This is a genomic window from Rathayibacter sp. Leaf299, from assembly GCF_001423055.1.
Classification (GTDB): Bacteria; Actinomycetota; Actinomycetes; order Actinomycetales; family Microbacteriaceae; genus Rathayibacter; species Rathayibacter caricis.
In genome coordinates this window covers 243,156-260,462 of the sequence record NZ_LMNT01000002.1, presented here as the reverse complement: position 1 = coordinate 260,462, position 17,307 = coordinate 243,156, and the positions used below count along the sequence as shown (strand labels likewise).

The following is a 17,307-nucleotide window of genomic DNA, read 5'->3' as shown; positions in this document are numbered from 1 at the left end:
ACTGCACGGTAGGTCGCTCTCGCGGAAGGCGGAAAGGTTCCGTCGCGGGCCGACAAACAGGGACGGGCGGAGGCGGCGGCGCGTTGTCGGAAGCGGCCAGGCGGGGCGTCGGCCGCGTGCTGCGGGCCCGTGAGTAGGCTCGCGGTATGAGCGAGCCGCCGCTTCCTCCGCCCCCGCCGCCGCGCCGCGAACCGGAGCGCCCCGCGCCCGCCGCGGTCGTCGATCAGCGCCCGGCGGGACCGGGCACGCCCTGGACTGCTGCGCGCGCCCGGCGGCCGGTGCGGGTCTGGGATCTGGTGCTCACGATCGTGCTGCTGGCGGGCGAGTTCGTGCTGACCGCGCTGCTGTCGTACTTCGGGCTGTTCCTCGCGATGGCGAGCGACGCCTGCATGGGCGGGAACGACTGCGACTCGGGGCTGATCGGCGGCGGAGTCCTCGTCGCCGCGGGCGGCGTGTGGATCGGGATGCTCGTGGCACTGGTGGTGTCGATCGTGCTGCTGATCCAGCGGAGGATCACGTTCTGGGTGCCGATCGCGGGCACGGTGCTCTCGTTCGTCGCGACGATCGTCGGCGCGGGGATGGCGATGGCCGGGACGGGCACGTGAGCGGGCAGCCTCCGTCTCCGCCTGCTCCGGGTCCCCGGCGCCCGATTCGGGTGTGGGACCTCGTCCTCACGATCGCGCTGCTCCTGGCCGAGGTCTGCGTGACGCTGCTGCTGACCTACGTCGGCGCATTCTCGGGCATGGCGAGCGACGGCTGCATGGGCCGCGACGATTGCGACTTCACGCTGCTCAACTGGGGCGTCCTGATCGCGGCGGGCGGGGTGTGGATCGGGATGCTCGCCGCGGTCGTCGCGTCGATCGTGCTGCTGCTGCGGCGGAGGATCGCGTTCTGGGTGCCGATCGCCGGGACGGTGCTGTCGTTCGCCGCCACCGTGATCGGCATCTGGATGGTGACGGTCAGCACGGACTGACCGTCGCTCAGTAGCTGTCCCAGCCCGGCTCCCAGTCGGGCTCGTCCGGCGGCACCCAGTCGTCCTCGGGCGGGGCGGAGGAGACCGGCGGGCCCGAGGCGCGCTCGGACGAGCCGCCGCCGAACGCGGGGCGTGCGCCCTTCGCCGCGGCACCACCGGAGCGGGCGGCACCCAAGCGCGCGGGGCGTCGGGGAGCCGATTCCTCCTGGTTCGTGTCGGGCTCGGCGATCTCGGGGGTCTCGCCGGCGACGACGGCGAGCACCGCGGCTCCGTAGGTGAGGAGCTTCTTCTGGCCGACGCCGCCGATGATGCTGAGCGCGTCGATCGTGGCGGGCTCGGCGGTCGCGATCTCGCGGAGGGTGGCGTCGTTGAAGACGATGTACGCGGGCACCGACTGGGCGCGGGCCTGCGCGGCACGCCACTCGCGGAGGCGCTCGAACAGCGGCTGCGCCTCGGTCGGCAGGTCGGACACGGTGGAGCGACCGGAGCGCGAGGATCCGCTCGAGCGGGCGGGCTTCTCGGGCTCCTGGCGCAGCTCGACCTTGCGCTCGCCGCCGAGGACGGAGCCGGACGCCGGAGTGATGACGAGCGTGCCGAAGCCGTCGTCGTTCACCCCCAGCAGGCCCTGCGCGAGCAGCTGGCGCGCGACTCCGCGCCACTGGGTGTCGCTCAGGTCGGCGCCGATGCCCCAGGTCGACAGCGCGTCGTGACCGTGCTGGGTGGTGCGCGGGGTGGTCTTGCCGCGGAGGATGTCGATGACGTGGCCGGCGCCGAACTGCTGGTTGCGCTCGCGCTTGAGCCGGACGACGGTCGAGAGGAACTTCTGCGCGGCGACCGTGCCGTCCCACGAGGCGGGCGGCTCGAGGCAGGTGTCGCAGTTGCCGCAGGCCGTGCTCTCCTGGCCGAAGTAGGCGAGCAGGTTCACGCGGCGGCACTGCACCGTCTCGGACAGCGCGAGCATCGCGTCGAGGTGCGCGGACATCCGGCGGCGGTGGGCGAGGTCGCCGGGCGACTCGTCGATCATGCGGCGCTGCTGCACGACGTCCTGCAGGCCGTAGGCGAGCCACGCGGTGGACGGGAGGCCGTCGCGGCCGGCGCGGCCCGTCTCCTGGTAGTAGCCCTCGACCGACTTGGGCAGGTCGATGTGCGCGACGAAGCGGACATCGGGCTTGTCGATGCCCATGCCGAACGCGATGGTGGCGCAGACGATCACTCCCTCCTCGCGGAGGAAGCGCGACTGCGCGGCGGCGCGGACGCGGGCGTCGAGACCGGCGTGGTACGCCACGGCGTCGAAGCCGGCGCCGCGCAGGGCCTCTGCCGTGGCTTCGACGCTCTTGCGCGACAGGGCGTAGACGATGCCGGCGTCGTCGGCGTGCTCGCGGCGGAGGAAGTCGATCAGCTGCTTGCGGGGCTCGACCTTGTTGACGATCCGGTACTGGATGTTGGGCCGGTCGAAGCTCGAGACGAAGTGCCGGGCCTCGCCCATGTGCAGCCGCGTGGTGATCTCGCGGTGCGTCGCCTCGGTGGCCGTGGCGGTGAGCGCGATGCGCGGGACGTCGGGCCAGCGCTCGGCCAGCTCGCCGAGGGCGAGGTAGTCGGGCCGGAAGTCGTGGCCCCACTGGCTCACGCAGTGCGCCTCGTCGATGGCGAAGAGGGCGATGCGGCCGCGGGCCAGGAACTGCTTCATGCCCTCGTTGCCGAGGCGCTCGGGGGCGACGTAGAGCAGGTCGAGCTCGCCGTCGAGGTACGCGCGCTCGACGCGGGCGCGCTCACCCGGGTCCTGGGTGGAGTTGAGGAACTCGGCGCGGACGCCGTTGGCGCGCAGGGCGTCGACCTGGTCCTGCATGAGGGCGATGAGGGGCGAGACGACCACTCCGGTGCCTTCGCGGACGATCGACGGGATCTGGTAGCAGAGCGACTTGCCGCCGCCGGTGGGCATCAGGACGACGGCGTCGCCGCCTCCGATGACCTGCTCGACGATCTGCTCCTGCTCGCCGCGGAACGAGGAGTAGCCGAAGACCTTCTCGAGGATCGCCTGCGCGGGCGTCTGAGAACCGGGCTGCTCGGCGAGCGGGAGGGCGGTCGCGGTGGTCTCTGTCACCCGGGGAACTCTACCCGCCGCCTCCGACGGCGCTCCGGGTCCGACGGAGGCTGGGGAGAGCTCTCGGAAGGCGCGGCTGGGGAGGAGTCAGAGCTCGGTGACGGTCTTCGTGTCGCCGTCCCAGAAGCGCGCGCCTGCGAGGCCGACCGTGAACGGCTCGCCCAGCAGCGGGACGGCCTCGGCGAGCTGCTCGGCGCGGAGGCGGCGCGAGACGCTCACGTGCGGTGTCCACGACTCCGGGAGCGACGTGGGGACGCCTCCCGGGACCGCGGCGACCGTGCGTCGGTGCAGCGCGTCGAGGGTCGGCGAGCGGACGACGCCCCAGGCGAGCACGAAGCGGCCCGCGTGCGGGAAGAGGAGGACGGCGCCGAGGTCGACGGCCGCGGGGAGCGGGCCGAGGGCGCCGGTCGCCGGGCAGGGCAGCTCGGGGCCGGCGACGAGCGTGATGTGGGGGCGGTTGCTGTCGGAGCGGTGCAGGGCGAGGCTCGGGACGCCGGCGGCCTCGAGCGCCTCCCACTGGCCGCGGACGCGCGCCTCGGACTCGTGGTCGAGCAGGAGTTCGACGCTGCGCATCCGTCCATCCTGCCGCGGCGGGCGAGGGGCGGCGCGGGCTCGCCGTTCCGCAGGAGTTGCGGTAACGGCGCACGCTTCCCGCAACTTCTGGCGGATCGACGGGCCCGAGGTCGGACGACGATGTCGAGTGCGCAGGAGTTGTCGTAGTGGAGCTCGAGTACGACGACTTCCGAGGAGTCGGCGGGGTGGGAGGGGCGGGCGCCTCTGCGCCGCCCTGCTTCCGCAGGAGTTGCGGTGACGGCGCGCGCTTCCCGCAACTTCTGGAGGATGGACGGGCCCGAGCGTCGGCGACGACGTCGAGTGCGCAGGAGTTGTCGTACTCGAGCTCGAGTACGACGACTTTCGAGGAGTCGGCGGGGCGTGGCGGCGCGTCAGCCGACCGTCACCAGGGTGGCGAAGAGCTCCGGGGCGCGGCGGTCGACGAGGCGGCCGCCGAGGCGGATGCCGAGCACGGCGAGGAGGCCGCCGACGACGACGGCGAGCGCCAGCGACACGAGTCCGAGCGCGACGTCGTCGCCGACGAGCGCGATCGCTCCGACGACGATCGACGGGAGCGAGAGCACCGCGGTCGCGCCCATGCTGGCGAGCATCACGACGCTCGAGATCATGCCCGAGCCGGGCGGCGTCTTGAGCGGGCTGTCGCCCGGCGCGGGCACGGGGTAGACGACCAGCGCGGAGGCGATGCTCGACACTCCGAAGCCGCTCAGCACGAGGGCGAGCGAGAGTCCCAGGATCGCGGGGATCGCCTCCGGTCGCCCCGCGTAGACGCACGTGCCGACGGCGACGATCACCACGGCGGGGACGCCCACGATCGCGGCGGCGATGACGCGGCCGGCGCGGTCGGCCGCCCCCGTCACTCCGGCGCTGACGTGCGCGGCCCACGCGGTGCCGTCGTAGGAGACGTCGGCGCAGAGGGTCACTCCGAAGATCAGGCCGATGAAGACGGCCGAGAAGATGGCGATGGTGCTTCCTCCGCCGCCGATCGCGCCGTAGAAGACCGTGAGGACGACGATCGCGGGCACGACGAGCAGGCCGCGGCTGTAGCGCGGGTCGCGCCACCAGTAGCCGAGGGCGCGGGCGGCGATCGCCCCGGTCGGGGTGCCGGGGAAGCGGCCGAACAGGCCGATGCCGGCCGATCCGGAGGCGGTGCCGGACGCGGAGGCGGCGGGCTCGCGCAGGGCGCGGCGCAGCGCGCGCGACCAGGCCCACACGACGACCGCGAGGGTGGCGACCCCGATCGCGAAGCGGGCGAGCGCGGCGAGCCACTCCCCCGCGACGATCGAGCCCGGGACCGCCCAGATCGCGCCGAGCGGCGACCAGCCCAGGGCCGAGGCGACCACGGGCAGCACGTCGATGCCGTCGCGGACCACGTTCATCACTCCGATGAGCAGGGGCCCGAGCAGGATCATGACGACGAGCACCACGCCGCCGATCACCTCGCGGTAGCGGCGGCTCGAGCCGAGGCCCGTGGTGAGGGCGCCGATCAGGCGCGACGCCACGACGCAGGTGGCGACTCCGATCGCGGCGCAGACGAGCGCGGGCAGGACGCCGATCGGAGCGCTCCACCAGGCGGCCGCGGTCGCGAGGGCGCCGAGGGTGGTGACGATGCCGGGGATGCCGGCGAGGCCCGCCGCGGCGAGGCCCAGCATCAGGGTCTTCAGTGGGATCGGGAAGGTGGCGAGCGTCGAGAGGTCGAGGCTCTGATCCGAGCCCGACACGAAGATCGGGCCCAGCACCCAGCCCAGCAGCAGCACGGAGCCGCCGAGCACGATCGCGGCGTTCACGAGCGCGGGATCGGTGCCGCCGAGCGCGACGAGGCCGACGACGACCAGGCCGAGGACGAAGACCGCGTACAGGCCGCCGAAGATCACCCCGATCAGCTGCCACACGTTGCGCGTGAGCGCGTTGCGCAGCAGGAGCAGTCGCAGCCTCAGGAGATGCGCAACCATGCCGGTCCCTCCTGGTGGGTGCGGCCGCCGACGAGCTCGACGAAGCGCTCCTCGAGGCTCGAGCCGGCGCGCACCTCGGCGAGCGTGCCCGCCGCGAGGACGCGACCGTCGGCGATGACGGCGACGCGGTCGCACATCCGCTCGACCAGGTCCATCGAGTGGCTCGAGACGATGACCGTGCCTCCGGAGGCGACGAAGCCGGTGAGGATGTCGCGGATGTTCGCCGCCGACACCGGGTCGACCGACTCGAACGGCTCGTCGAGCACCAGGAGTCGCGGGGCGCGCACGAGCGCGCAGGCGAGCGCGATCTTCTTGGTCATGCCTGCGGAGTAGTCGACGACGAGGGTGCGATCGGCCGGATCCAGGCCGAGCAGCTCGAGCAGGTCGTCGGCGCGCTGCAGGACCGTGGGGCGGTCGATGCCGCAGAGCAGGCCGTAGTAGGTGATGAGCTGGAGTCCGGTGAGGCGGTCGAACAGTTTCACTCCGTCGGCCAGCACGCCGATCAGGCGCTTGGCCTCGAGCGTCCGCGTCCAGACGTCGACCTCGTGGATCGTGACCACGCCCTCGTCGGGACGCAGCAGCGCGGTCGCCATCGAGAGCGTCGTCGTCTTGCCCGCGCCGTTCGGGCCGACCAGGCCGAAGAAGGAGCCGGCGGGCACGTCGAGGTCGATGCCCTTGACCGCCTCCTTGTCACCGAAGCGCTTGCGGAGGCCGCGGATCCGCAGGGCGATCTCGCCGGAGCGGCCCGACGCGTCCGGGGCGGCCCAGGAGGGGGCGGCGGCGGGCCCGTCGGTCGCGTCGTCGCCGGGAGTGATCCCGTTCGTCCCGTCCATGAGAGTCCCTTCGGTGCGAACCGCGGGCCGCGGTGGGCGGCCGCTCGTTCCACGGTAGCCACGCCACTCGGCCCGAGGCATCCGCCGCCGGAGGGATCCAGCACCGGAGGCATCCGGCACCGGAGGGATCCGGCGCGCCTACGCTGACTCCATGCCCACCCTCCTCCTCGTCCGGCACGGGCGCACCACCGCGAACACCGCCGGGATCCTGGCCGGCCGCACCGCCGGGGTCCGGCTCGACGACGTCGGACGCGCGCAGGCAGTCCGCACCGGCGAGCGCCTCGCTGCGGTGCCGCTCGCAGCCCTCGTGACGAGCCCGCTCGAGCGCTGCCGGCAGACCTCGCGCGCGATCCTCGACCGCCAGGAGGCGCCTCCGGAGCCCGTCGTCGAGAAGGGCGTCACCGAGGCCGACTACGGGCAGTGGTCGGGGCGGCACCTGCTCGACCTGGCGAAGGAGCCGCTGTGGGCGACGGTGCAGAACCAGCCCTCGGCGGTCGTGTTCCCGGGCGGCGAGGGGCTCGCGGCGATGCAGGCGCGCGCGGTCGCGGCGATCCGGAGGCACGACGCGGCGGTCGCGGAGCGGCACGGACCGGGTGCGGTGTGGGCGGCGGTCAGCCACGGCGACACGATCAAGGCGATCCTGGCCGACGCGCTGGGCATGCACCTCGACCTCTTCCAGCGGCTGTCGGTCGGACCGGCGTCGGTGTCGATCATCCGCTACGGCGCGGGACGGCCCGAGGTCGTCGCGATGAACACGGAGGCGGGCGATCTCGGCTGGCTGCGGGCGGCGGCGGCCCCCGCGGCCGATGCGCCGGTCGGCGGCGGGGCGGGCCACGAGTAGGTCCCGCCCTCGGATCCCGATCAGCCAAGGCGCGGGAAGCGGCTCCTAGACTGGGGACATGCCTCTCGTCCACGCGTTCGACTGGCCCGACCGGATCGTCGTCGGCACCGTCGGCTCGCCCGGTTCGCGCTCCTTCTACCTCCAGGCCCGCACCGGGCCCCGCGTGGTGAGCGTCGGACTCGAGAAGCAGCAGTCGGCGCTCCTGGCCGAGAAGATCGACGAGATCCTCGACCAGCTGATGGCCGCCGAGGGCAACCCGGCGAGCGTCCCGGCCGGCACCCCCGCCGAGCTCGTCGACAACGAGCCGCTCGACCAGCCGGTGGAGCCGGAGTTCCGGGTCGGCGGGCTCAGCCTCGGCTGGGATCCGACGACCGCGCAGATCGTGATCGAGGCGTTCCCGCTGACCGAGGCCGACGAGTCGGCCGAGGAGGCGGAGCCCGAGGAGATGGTCGTGCTGCGGATCCCCGTCGGCACCGCTCGCGCCTTCGCCAAGCGCACCCTCGAGGTCGTGGGCGCCGGGCGTCCGCTGTGCCCGCGCTGCGGCGATCCGATGGACCCCGACGGGCACGACTGCCCGCTCGCATGAGCGACGGCGCGGAGCCGACCGACGACGGCGAGCTCATGAGCGGTGCGCTCGAGCTCACCGGGCGGATCACCACGGCCTCCAACGCCACGTTCCTCGCGCGGATCGGCGACACGTCGGTGGTCTACAAGCCCGTGTCCGGCGAGAAGCCGCTCTGGGACTTCCCCGACGGGGACCTCGCGGGCCGGGAGGCGGCCGCGTACCTCGCCTCCGAGGCGCTGGGCTGGAACGTGGTGCCGCGGACGTGGCTCCGCGACGGGCCGCTCGGCCCCGGCATGGTGCAGCTCTGGCAGGACATCGACCCCGAGCAGGACGCGGTGGACCTGGTGCCGTCGGCGGAGGTCGCCGAGGGTTGGCGGCACGTGCTCGACGGCAGCGACGAGCAGGACCGCGACGTCTCGCTCGTGCACGAGGAGTCGGCGGCGCTGCGGCGGATGGCGGTCTTCGACGTGGTCGTCAACAACGCCGACCGCAAGGGCGGGCACGTGCTCGCCATGCCCGACGGGCACCGCTACGGCGTCGACCACGGCCTGACGTTCCACGTCGAGCACAAGCTGCGCACGGTGCTGTGGGGCTGGATCGGCGAGCCGCTGACGGCCGACGAGATCGACGCGCTGGGACGCCTCCGGAGCGCGGTGGACGGGCCGCTCGGCACGGCGCTGTCGGAGCTGCTGCTGGACGAGGAGATCGAGGTGCTGGGGCGGCGCTGCGACCGGCTGCGCTCCTCCGGCCGGTTCCCGGCGCCGCGGGGCGGCGTGCCCGCGGTGCCGTGGCCGCTGTTCTGAGGCGGACTGCGACGCCCGCCTAGAAGGCCCAGCCGCGGCCGAACATCTCGTCGCCCGTGGCGCGCCCGCCGTCGGAGCGGTCGCGCGAGCCGAGGTACGAGCTCACGACCGCCGCCCCCAGGTCGTCGGCCTCGGGGTTCACGACCGTGCCGCCGGCTCGCCTCGCGAGCGAGTCGAGGAACCGCGCGAGCCCGGGGTCGTCGCCGAGGCGGAAGAACGTGGTGTGCGCGCCGAGCCGCACGGAGGCGTCGAGCTCGCGCACCGAGACGGCGATGGTCATCGCGTCGGGCGGGTAGTCGAAGAAGACGTCGCCGGCGGGCTCGAGGTGCGCGGTCGGCTCGCCGTCGGTGACGATCAGCAGCACCGGCTGGGCGTTCGGGTGCTTGCGGAAGTGCCGGTTGGCCAGCAGCAGGGCGTGGTGCAGGTTCGTGCCCTTCTCCCACTCCGCGTCGAGGCCGACGAGCTGCTCGATGCCCATGACCTCGGCCTGGCGTCCGAACGCGATCATCTGCAGCTCGTCGCCGCGGAACCGGCTCGTGATGAGCGTGTGCAGGGCGAGGGCGGTGCGCTTCATCGGCACCCAGCGGCCGTCCATCGCCATCGAGAAGGAGGTGTCGACGAGCAGGGCGACGCAGGCCTGCGTGCGCGCCTCCGTCTCCTGCACCTCGACGTCGCCGATCTCGATGCGCACGCCGGATGCCGTCGAGCGGCCCTCGCCGGCGGTGCGGGTGAGCGTGTTGGTGATCGTGCGCGGGAGGTCCCAGGCCTCGGTGTCGCCGAACTCCCAGGCGCGCGTCGCTCCGGAGCGCTCGCCCGCGGCACCCGCCCGGCGCACGTCGCGCGCGCCCTGGCGGCCCGACATCGTGTCGGCGATGTCGCGCAGCAGGGACTTGCCCAGCTGCCGCATGGCCTTGGGGCTGAGGGCGAGCGAGCCGTCGGAGCCGCGGCGCAGGGTGCCGGAGTCGCGCAGCGCCCGCTCCAGCTGCTTCAGCGTCTGCGCGTCGACCGCCGCGTCGTCGCCGAGGCGCCGGGCGAGCAGGTCGAGGTCGAGGTCGTCGAGCTGCGAGCCGTTCTGCGACTGCGCGAGCTGGTCGGCCAGCGCGTCGAGGTCGGCGAGCTCCTGGAACACCCCGGTGCCGTCGCCGAGGCCGAGTCCCTCCTCGCCGTCCATCCGCTCGGAACCGCCCCAGTCCTCGCCGGGGCGCAGGCCCCGCAGGGTCTCGTCGAGCTTCCCGAGCGACTGCATCAGCTCGGGGGTGCCGAAGGCCTGCTGCGCGAGGGCGTCGAGCTCGTCGCGCTGCTCCTGGGTCATGGAGTTGCGCATCCGCTGCGCCGCGGCCGCTCGGGCGGCGAGGGCGTCGATCAGCTCGTCGACGGTGCGGGGGTTCTCGGGGAAGTACTCGCCGTGCTGCGCCAGGAACGCGGCGAACTGCTCCGGAGTGTCCTCGCCGCGGGCGTGCGCCTCGAGCAGGTCGTTGAGGTCGCGGAGCATCGCGTCGATCGCGGCGCGGTCCTCGTCGCTCGCGTTCTGGAGGGCCTGCTTCATGCCGGCGAAGCGCTGCTCGAGCATCTCGGCGCCGAGGAGCTGCTTGATCCGCTCGAAGTCGGCCCGCGCCTCGGGGCTCCGCCACGCGTAGTCGCCGAGCTCGGAGACGGCCGCGGCGGCGGACGGCGGCAGGCTGTCGAGCTGGATCTCGGCGAGCGCCCGGTCGCCGTCGTCCATCCGCGTGTCGCGGGCGAGCTGCTTGCGCTCAGCGAGGACCGCCTCGTCGAGCAGCTCCCGGACCTCGCGGAGCGTGCCGTCGAGGTTGTGCTTCTGCGCGAGGTCGCGCCGGCGCTCGGCGACGCGCTGCCCCAGGTCGTCGAGACCGAAGGTGTCGCGGCCGCCGCGACGGAGGAACTCGCGGAGGGCGCGCTCGGGCGAGGTGCCGGCCATGACGTCCTGGCCGATCGCCTCGAGAGCCTCGGCGAGGTCGACGGGCGGGGCCAGCGGATCCGGTCCACCGCGGTACTCGGAGTAGCGGGCGTCGCGGTGCAGGCGGCGGTTGGTCCGGCGCGCCGGCTCAGCCATACACGGCCTCGCCGCCGCCGGTCTCCTTGCTCAGGCGCCGCGAGAGGTACAGGCCCTCGAGGGCGAGCTCGACCGCTCCGGCCCGCTGCCCCTCGTTCGTCGCGCCCAGGCGCTCGGCCAGATCCTCGTAGACGGTGGCCTCGCCCAGCAGCGGGAGGCCGGCGAGGAACTCGCGCGCGGTCACCTGCTCTCCGGTCGTGATCATGGCGCCGTCCTCGACGGCGGTGACGAGCGGGCCGAGGTCGATGCCGCGCAGGTGCGCGCGCACCGTCTCGGCGGTGGCCTGGCGCAGCAGGTGCTCGAGGATCTCCTCCTCGCGCCCCTCCTCCCCCGACTCGAACTCGATCTTGCCGCCGAGCACGTCGACCGCGGTCTCGAGGTCGATGGGACGGGCGACGGCCTCGGCCTCGCCCCGCCGGGTGGCGCGGTGCAGCGCGGCCGCGGCGATCGTCTCGGCGCCGGCGATGGCGAAGCGGGCGCTCACTCCGCTGCGCTGGTCGACGGAGCTCGACTCGCGCAGGGCCCGGGTGAAGCGGGCGAGGATCTCGATGAGCGCGTCGGGCACGGTCGCGACGAGGTCCGCCTCCTGCCGGATCACGGCGATCTCGTCGTCGAGCTCGGTCGGGTAGTGCGTGCGGATCTCGGCGCCGAAGCGGTCCTTCAGCGGAGTGATGATGCGGCCGCGGTTCGTGTAGTCCTCGGGGTTCGCGCTGGCGACGACGAGCACGTCGAGCGGGAGGCGGAGGACGTAGCCGCGGATCTGGATGTCGCGCTCCTCCATCACGTTGAGCATCGCGACCTGGATGCGCTCGGCGAGGTCGGGCAGCTCGTTGATCGCGACGATGCCGCGGTGGCTGCGCGGGATGAGGCCGAAGTGGATGGTCTCGGGGTCGCCCAGGCTGCGGCCCTCGGCCACCTTCATCGGGTCCACGTCGCCGATGAGGTCGGCGACGCTGGTGTCGGGAGTGGCGAGCTTCTCGACGTAGCGCTCCTCGCGCGAGCGCCAGGCGACGGGCAGGTCGTCGCCGAGCTCTTCGGCGCGGCGGATGCTGACCGTGGTGATCGGCTCGTAGGGGTGCTCGCCGAGCTCGGAGCCGGCGATGACCGGCGACCACTCGTCGAGGAGGCCGTTGAGGGTGCGCAGGAGCCGGGTCTTGCCCTGGCCGCGCTCGCCCAGCAGCACGATGTCGTGGCCGGCGATCACCGCGCGCTCGACCTGCGGGATCACGGTGTCGGCGAATCCGTGCAGCCCCGGCCACGGGTCGCGGCCCTCGCGCAGGGCGTCGAGCAGGTTGTCGCGGATCTCGGTGCGGAGGCTCTTCTGCACGTGCCCGGAGGCGCGGAGCTGGCCGAGGGTCTGGATCGTCGGGCGCATCACCCCGGCAACGCTACGCCTGGGCGTCGGCGCATGGCGGAGGTGTGCGGAAGTCGGCCGGGCGGGGATCGTGGTCCGCGGCTCGCGCCCCTCGTCCGGGGCTCTTGCCGAGCGGGGTCCGCCCGAGTAAGTTCCTTGATGATCAAACTAGATCGCGCGTGACCGGTTACCCGACCTCGACCGCGCATCACCCTCTCGGCGCATCCGAAGCGCCGACGAGGGCGCGACAACTCCCCCTCAACCGGCCTCCCTGGATCTTCGGCCGGACCGCCCCCATACCCGAGATGAGGCGCAGCCGTGCCCGAAAACGCTGCCACCGAGACCCTGACCATCCTCCGCGACCTGCTCGGCGCGCTCGAGACGCCCGGCGCCCTGAACCCCGGGTTCGCGGCGCACCTCGGTGCGCAGGTGCGCGCCGCACTCGGCGACGAGCACGCCCTGCTGGTCTCCCGGGCCGCCTGAGCGCGGCGGGCGTCACACCCGCCCAGTGAAGGCGGTGCGGCGGCCGATGACCGTCAGGAGCAGGGCGAGCACTCCGAGCGCCGCCATCAGCACCGGCAGCACCAGCGCGTCGAACGCGCCCAGGAGCACCGCTCCGAGGATCCCCGCGGCGAAGATCGCGAGGTTGAACGCGACCGGCAGGAACGCGTTCGCGACGTCGGAGTCGGCTCCGCCCGCCTTCGTCAGCGCGGCCTGCAGCTGAGCGGACGCGCCGCCGAAGCCGACGCCCCAGAGCACGGCGCCCGCGACGATCACGGTGCCCGAGTCTCCGGCGAGCAGCAGGAGCACGGCGGCGAGCACGAACACGGCGACGCTGCCGTGCAGCAGCGGGCGCGACCAGCGGTCGATCAGGAGCGCCGTGAGCGCGACTCCGGCGACCGAGGCGATGCCGTAGACCAGCAGTGTCACGTCGGCGCCGAGGCCCGAGCCGGTCTCGCGCAGGTACGGCGCGATGTAGGTGTAGATCGTGTTGTGGGCGAGCATCCAGACGGCGATGACCGCGAGGACGATCACGATGCCCGGCTTCGCGACGATGCGGGCGAGCGGCAGGCGCGAGGACGCCTCCTGGCCCGGCGCGTCGGGGACGACCAGGACGATCAGCACGAGCACCAGGACCGCCGCGAGCGAGAGGCCGCCGAACGACCAGCGCCAGTCGAAGGCGGTGCCCAGCCACGCGCCGAGCGGGGTGCCGAGGGCGAAGCCGAGCGGGGCGCCGGTCGAGACGACGGCGAGGGAGAGTCCGCCGCGGCTCTCGGGGCTGATCCGGCGGCCGTAGGCGGCGAGCATGCCCCAGATCACGCCGGTGAAGGCGCCGGCGACGAAGCGCGAGACGAGCGAGAGGGTCACGTCGCTCGAGAGCGCGGTGACGGTGTTGGCGAGCACGAGACCGGCGATCGCGGCGAGGATCAGCGGCTTCCTCCGGAACCCGCGGGTCAGGCTGATCGCTGGCACGGTGACGATCACCGTGCCGAGCGCCCACACGCTGACGAATTGGCCGACGACGCCCTCGCTCGTGCCCATGCCGTCGGCGATCACCGGGAGCAGTCCCGCGGGCATCGTCTCGGCCGCGACGAGGACGAAGCCCATCGCGGCGAGGATCATCAGGGCGGCCCACGGCATGCGCTCGGCGGGCGCGCGGGGCACGGTGGCGGTCGGGGCGGTGGCGGTCATCTCGGGGTCCTCACTCGGCGGTCGCGCGGGCGCGCTCGACGACGCCCTCGGTGGCGGCCCAGCTGGAGAGCAGGCGCAGTCCCTCGTCGGAGGAGCTGCCGGGGACGGCGGGGTAGACGGTGATCGAGTGCCCGGGATCCTGGTCGAGCTCGATGGCCTGGAAGGTCAGCTCGAGGAGCCCGACGACCGGGTGCCGGAACTGCTTGCGGCCGGCGTAATGGCGCCGCACGTCGTGCGCGGCCCAGCGGGTCCGGAACTCCTCGCTCCGCATCGACAGCTCGCCCACGAGCTCGGCGAGCTGCCCGTCGTGCGGGCTGCGGCCGGCGTCGCGCCGCAGGATCGCGACGTTCACGTTCGCCGCGCGCTCCCAGTCGGGGTAGAAGTCGTGCGCGCGGGGGTCGAGGAAGATGAAGCGCGAGTGGTTCGCGGGTCGCTGCGGCCCCCGGTACATCTCGGAGTAGAGGGCGAAGCCGAGCGCGTTGGCGGCCAGCATGTCCATCCGGTTGTTCGTGATGAAGGCGGGGGCACCGGTGATCGCGTCGAGCAGGTACTGCAGCTCGGGGCGCACGGTCGCGGCGACCACCGCCGGGCGGACACGGCGGGCGGTCGGAGCGGCGGCGCGGGCGAGGTCGTACAGGTGGTCGCGCTCGGCGGGGTCGAGGGCCAGCGCCCTGGAGATCGCGTCGAGGACGCTGTCGGAGACGCCCTCGAGGTTCCCGCGCTCGAGGCGGGTGTAGTAGTCGACGCTCACCCCGGCGAGGCGGGCGACCTCCTCGCGACGGAGCCCGGGCACCCGTCGCCGACCGCCGATCGGCTCCACGCCCGCCTGCTCGGGGCTGATGCGCCCTCGGCGGGAGGCGAGGAACTCGCGGATCTCGGCTCGGTTGTCCATGCTTCGAACGCTACGGGGGTGCCGGGCGGCGGTGGGAGTGTCTGCTGGACCCCGTCTCGGGAGGGCCCTGGCACGGCTGCGGCGGTGTCCCTTCACTGGGAGCGCCCCCCTCCGACCGCTGCGCGGAACGGAGGATTCCCGAGAAGAGGAGCACCATGCACGCCACCCTGATGTACGGATCCGGCGACGTCCGCGTCGTCGAGGTCCCCGACCCCGAGATCCTGGAGCCGACCGACGCGATCCTGCGCGTCACGTACGCGTGCGTCTGCGGATCCGATCTGCACCCGTACCACGACCTCGAGGACACCCCCGAGGGTCGGCGCATGGGCCACGAGGCCATCGGGGTCGTCGAGCGGATCGGCTCGGACGTCGCCTCCCTCGAGGTGGGCGACACGGTGATCGTCCCCTTCGCCTGGTCCGACGGCACGTGCGCGTTCTGCCGCGACGGCCTCACCACCTCGTGCGTGCACGGCGGCTTCTTCGACGGCGCCGCGTCGGCCACGCAGGCCGAGAAGCTGCGCGTCCCGTTCGCCGACGGCACCGCCGTGGTGATCCCCGAGGGGACGGACGAGGCGTTCATGCCCTCGCTGCTGACCCTCTCGGACGTCTACCTGACCGGCCACCACGCCGCGGTGCGCGGGGGCGTCGGCCCGGGGACGATCGTCACGGTCATCGGGGACGGCGCGGTCGGGCTCTCAGCCGTCCTCGCGTCGAAGCAGCTGGGCGCCGAGACGATCATCCTGATGGGCCGCCACACCGACCGCACTGACCTGGGCCGGTCGTTCGGAGCGACGCACGTCGTCGCCGAGCGAGGCGAGGAGGGCGTCGCGAAGGTGCTGGAGATCACCGGGGGCGAGGGGTCGCACGTGGTCCTCGAGGCCGTGGGACACCTGCCCGCCTACGAGCAGGCGTACGGCGTCCTCCGCCCCGGTGGCGTCCTCTCGCGCGTGGGCGTGCCGCAGTACGAGGAGGCTCCGATCGGATTCGCGTCGCTGTTCGGCAAGAACGCGACGCTCACCGGAGGGCCGGCGACGGTGCGGGCGTACCTCGAGGCCGCGATCCCGCAGGTGCTCGACGGCACGATCGACCCCGGGCGGGTGTTCGACCGCGAGCTGCCGCTGTCCGAGATCGCCGAGGCCTACCGGCTGATGGACTCGCGCGAGGCGCTCAAGGTGCTCATCCGCCCCTGACCCGGGCGGGCGCTCGTCGGAACGGGGGCGGCTCCCCGAACCGGGGGCCCTCCCGGTCGACAGCGGGGCTTCGAGGCTCGACGAGGGCGGGTGGTCGGGTCGTGACGCGGCGGCCGGTGGGAGTGGTCCAGTCCGCTCGGCCGTCGGGCTGGAGCACGTAGGTCCAGCGATCGCCGTGGCGCACGTGGTGGTGGCTCACGCAGAGCGAGGCGAGGTTGTCGAGCGCCGTCTCGCCTCCGTTGCGCCACTCGAGGGCGTGGTCGGCGTCGGCGGTCGCCGCGGAGCGGGTGCAGCCGGGGAACCGGCAGGTCCGGTCGCGCAGCTGGAGCGCGAGCCTCATCCGCGGCGGGGGCACTCGATGGGTGCGGCCCACCGCGACGACCGCGCCGGACACCGGATCGGTCAGGACGCGCGTCAGCGAGGCCGATTCCCCCATCAGCGCCCGCGCGAGCTCGGCGGGGACGAGGCCGTAGCCGTCGAGCTCCGCCGGGGCCTCGTCGCACCCGGCCGCCGTGCTCGCGGCGAGGGTCAGGCGCACCTCCGCGCGCACTCCCGGAACGAAGGTCGGAGCGACGCCGTCTGCGCCGGGGCCGGGGCCCGCACCGCTGACCTCGCCGTCGCACAGCAGGTCGGCGCACGCGTCCGCGCGGAGCTGCGCGAGGGTCCGCTCGTCGCCGAGACGGGTGCCCGCCTCGTCGGCAGCACCGCCGGCAGCACCGCCGCGGAGGGAGCGGGCGATGCGGTCGAGGCGGTGGTAGGCGCCGAGTGCCACGGTCGCGGGCCGCAGCGCGCAGAGAGTCGCCATGCCGTCGATCTCCGGGCTGACCCAGACGGAGCGGTCCTCGCGGGCGCGGGCGTGCCGCTGGGCGAGCGGCTGCTCGTGCAACTCGTCCCGCAGCCGGGCCACCACCCTCCGCAGCTGCGTCGGCGTCGAGGAGAGCGCCGACTCGGCCGCGCGCTCGTCGAACTCGGCTCGGGAGCCGGCGGGCAGTGTGCTCGCCACCGCGCAGATCACCTCGCCCGACTCCCAGAGGATCCGGGCCTCCGCCAGCGCGGCGCGGGTGCGTGGGAGGTCCTCGACGAGCAGCTGAGCCTGCTCGAGCAGGCGGGAGGCCGCCCGCTCCGAGACTTGGAGCGCGACCGCGATCTCGGCCCGGATGGACCGCTCGACGAGATCGCTCGCTTCGCTCCAGGACAGACGGTCGCCGCGGGCGTACGACTCCGGAACCGCGAGCGCCGCTCGATGCGCCGCGTGCAGCGCCACCGCCCTGGCGAGGAGGACCGGCGCGGTCGACCGCGCGAGGCGCGCGGCGAGATCGGAGAGGGCCCGGACCGGGTCGGGCCCGACCGGCGCGCCCTCGTCTGGTTCTGTCATACGCGTACTCCACCAAACGCCTCCGACAATCCCTCACCTCTGCCGTCCAGAAAGGACGGTCGGGGCGCCTTCGGCACCTGGGGGGGACGTTCGCC

16 protein-coding genes are annotated in these 17,307 nt (G+C 73.6%); 7 read left to right on the top strand and 9 right to left on the bottom strand.

Annotated features, from left to right (window positions below):
• The first annotated feature begins 146 nt into the window (after window positions 1–146).
• Window positions 147–605 carry a DUF6264 family protein gene (locus ASF48_RS08490; protein ID WP_157603110.1) on the top strand — a complete coding sequence of 153 codons (459 nt, stop codon included), beginning with the start codon at window positions 147–149 and terminating at the stop codon, window positions 603–605.
• Entirely contained in the window at window positions 602–973 is a 372-nt protein-coding gene (locus tag ASF48_RS08485) for a DUF6264 family protein (protein ID WP_442965562.1), read from the top strand. The genes ASF48_RS08490 and ASF48_RS08485 overlap by 4 nt, the downstream gene beginning before the upstream one ends.
• Window positions 974–980: 7 nt before the next feature.
• Here ASF48_RS08485 and recQ read toward each other — a convergent pair whose 3' ends face one another.
• The 4 genes from recQ to ASF48_RS08465 form a co-directional block, all read right to left on the bottom strand.
• A complete protein-coding gene (recQ, locus tag ASF48_RS08480) occupies window positions 981–3,074 on the bottom strand; it encodes a DNA helicase RecQ (protein ID WP_055789772.1) in 2,094 nt (697 codons plus the stop codon).
• An 87-nt stretch (window positions 3,075–3,161) separates the two neighbouring features.
• Complete coding sequence (locus tag ASF48_RS08475) at window positions 3,162–3,647, bottom strand: 2'-5' RNA ligase family protein (protein ID WP_055789769.1); 486 nt, start codon at window positions 3,645–3,647, stop codon at window positions 3,162–3,164.
• Between the two features lie 371 nt (window positions 3,648–4,018).
• A complete protein-coding gene (locus tag ASF48_RS08470) occupies window positions 4,019–5,596 on the bottom strand; it encodes a hypothetical protein (RefSeq protein ID WP_055789767.1) in 1,578 nt (525 codons plus the stop codon).
• Window positions 5,578–6,429: an ABC transporter ATP-binding protein gene (locus tag ASF48_RS08465; RefSeq protein WP_082481142.1), complete on the bottom strand. Its 852-nt coding sequence runs from the start codon at window positions 6,427–6,429 to the stop codon at window positions 5,578–5,580. Before ASF48_RS08465 ends, ASF48_RS08470 begins: the two co-directional genes overlap by 19 nt.
• Window positions 6,430–6,580: 151 nt before the next feature.
• Here ASF48_RS08465 and ASF48_RS08460 point away from each other — a divergent pair, with 151 nt between their 5' ends.
• The 3 genes from ASF48_RS08460 to ASF48_RS08450 are packed head-to-tail and all read left to right on the top strand — an operon-like array spanning window position 6,581 to window position 8,638.
• Window positions 6,581–7,270, top strand: coding sequence for an MSMEG_4193 family putative phosphomutase (locus tag ASF48_RS08460; RefSeq protein ID WP_055789764.1), 690 nt, complete (start codon window positions 6,581–6,583; stop codon window positions 7,268–7,270).
• A 58-nt stretch (window positions 7,271–7,328) separates the two neighbouring features.
• Window positions 7,329–7,856: a DUF3090 domain-containing protein gene (locus tag ASF48_RS08455; RefSeq protein ID WP_055789760.1), complete on the top strand. Its 528-nt coding sequence runs from the start codon at window positions 7,329–7,331 to the stop codon at window positions 7,854–7,856.
• On the top strand, window positions 7,853–8,638 hold the full coding sequence (locus ASF48_RS08450; RefSeq protein WP_055789757.1) for an SCO1664 family protein: 786 nt from the start codon (window positions 7,853–7,855) through the stop codon (window positions 8,636–8,638). The genes ASF48_RS08455 and ASF48_RS08450 overlap by 4 nt, the downstream gene beginning before the upstream one ends.
• A gap of 19 nt (window positions 8,639–8,657) precedes the next feature.
• Here ASF48_RS08450 and ASF48_RS08445 read toward each other — a convergent pair whose 3' ends face one another.
• Together ASF48_RS08445 and ASF48_RS08440 are read right to left on the bottom strand one after the other, a co-directional pair.
• A complete protein-coding gene (locus tag ASF48_RS08445) occupies window positions 8,658–10,709 on the bottom strand; it encodes a vWA domain-containing protein (protein ID WP_055789755.1) in 2,052 nt (683 codons plus the stop codon).
• Window positions 10,702–12,084, bottom strand: a complete 1,383-nt coding sequence (locus ASF48_RS08440) for a hypothetical protein (protein WP_055789752.1) — start codon at window positions 12,082–12,084, stop codon at window positions 10,702–10,704. Before ASF48_RS08440 ends, ASF48_RS08445 begins: the two co-directional genes overlap by 8 nt.
• Window positions 12,085–12,381: 297 nt before the next feature.
• Here ASF48_RS08440 and ASF48_RS19375 point away from each other — a divergent pair, with 297 nt between their 5' ends.
• The gene (locus ASF48_RS19375; RefSeq protein ID WP_157602582.1) at window positions 12,382–12,546 is read left to right on the top strand and encodes a hypothetical protein; all 165 of its coding nucleotides are present in this window, start codon (window positions 12,382–12,384) and stop codon (window positions 12,544–12,546) included.
• A gap of 12 nt (window positions 12,547–12,558) precedes the next feature.
• On the opposite strand, the gene ASF48_RS08435 is transcribed toward ASF48_RS19375, so the two are convergent.
• Entirely contained in the window at window positions 12,559–13,755 is a 1,197-nt protein-coding gene (locus tag ASF48_RS08435) for an MFS transporter (protein ID WP_055789749.1), read from the bottom strand.
• A gap of 10 nt (window positions 13,756–13,765) precedes the next feature.
• Complete coding sequence (locus ASF48_RS08430; RefSeq protein WP_055789746.1) at window positions 13,766–14,647, bottom strand: helix-turn-helix transcriptional regulator; 882 nt, start codon at window positions 14,645–14,647, stop codon at window positions 13,766–13,768.
• Window positions 14,648–14,802: 155 nt separating this feature from the next.
• Here ASF48_RS08430 and ASF48_RS08425 point away from each other — a divergent pair, with 155 nt between their 5' ends.
• A complete protein-coding gene (locus tag ASF48_RS08425; RefSeq protein ID WP_082481141.1) occupies window positions 14,803–15,837 on the top strand; it encodes a zinc-binding dehydrogenase in 1,035 nt (344 codons plus the stop codon).
• Here the strand turns inward: ASF48_RS08425 and ASF48_RS08420 are convergent.
• Entirely contained in the window at window positions 15,824–17,212 is a 1,389-nt protein-coding gene (locus tag ASF48_RS08420; protein WP_055789741.1) for an HNH endonuclease signature motif containing protein, read from the bottom strand. The genes ASF48_RS08425 and ASF48_RS08420 overlap by 14 nt on opposite strands.
• Window positions 17,213–17,307 lie beyond the last annotated feature (95 nt).

What these genes read in the sequence shown, in the direction of transcription:
- ASF48_RS08490 (WP_157603110.1), top strand. Translation starts at nt 147, where the DNA reads ATGAGCGAGCCGCCGCTTCCTCCGCCCCCGCCGCCGCGCCGCGAACCG.
- ASF48_RS08475 (WP_055789769.1), bottom strand. Translation starts at nt 3,647, where the DNA reads ATGCGCAGCGTCGAACTCCTGCTCGACCACGAGTCCGAGGCGCGCGTC.
- ASF48_RS08470 (WP_055789767.1), bottom strand. Translation starts at nt 5,596, where the DNA reads ATGGTTGCGCATCTCCTGAGGCTGCGACTGCTCCTGCTGCGCAACGCG.
- ASF48_RS08465 (WP_082481142.1), bottom strand. Translation starts at nt 6,429, where the DNA reads ATGGACGGGACGAACGGGATCACTCCCGGCGACGACGCGACCGACGGG.
- ASF48_RS08460 (WP_055789764.1), top strand. Translation starts at nt 6,581, where the DNA reads ATGCCCACCCTCCTCCTCGTCCGGCACGGGCGCACCACCGCGAACACC.
- ASF48_RS08455 (WP_055789760.1), top strand. Translation starts at nt 7,329, where the DNA reads ATGCCTCTCGTCCACGCGTTCGACTGGCCCGACCGGATCGTCGTCGGC.
- ASF48_RS08450 (WP_055789757.1), top strand. Translation starts at nt 7,853, where the DNA reads ATGAGCGACGGCGCGGAGCCGACCGACGACGGCGAGCTCATGAGCGGT.
- ASF48_RS08445 (WP_055789755.1), bottom strand. Translation starts at nt 10,709, where the DNA reads ATGGCTGAGCCGGCGCGCCGGACCAACCGCCGCCTGCACCGCGACGCC.
- ASF48_RS08440 (WP_055789752.1), bottom strand. Translation starts at nt 12,084, where the DNA reads ATGCGCCCGACGATCCAGACCCTCGGCCAGCTCCGCGCCTCCGGGCAC.
- ASF48_RS08435 (WP_055789749.1), bottom strand. Translation starts at nt 13,755, where the DNA reads ATGACCGCCACCGCCCCGACCGCCACCGTGCCCCGCGCGCCCGCCGAG.
- ASF48_RS08430 (WP_055789746.1), bottom strand. Translation starts at nt 14,647, where the DNA reads ATGGACAACCGAGCCGAGATCCGCGAGTTCCTCGCCTCCCGCCGAGGG.
- ASF48_RS08425 (WP_082481141.1), top strand. Translation starts at nt 14,803, where the DNA reads ATGCACGCCACCCTGATGTACGGATCCGGCGACGTCCGCGTCGTCGAG.
- ASF48_RS08420 (WP_055789741.1), bottom strand. Translation starts at nt 17,212, where the DNA reads ATGACAGAACCAGACGAGGGCGCGCCGGTCGGGCCCGACCCGGTCCGG.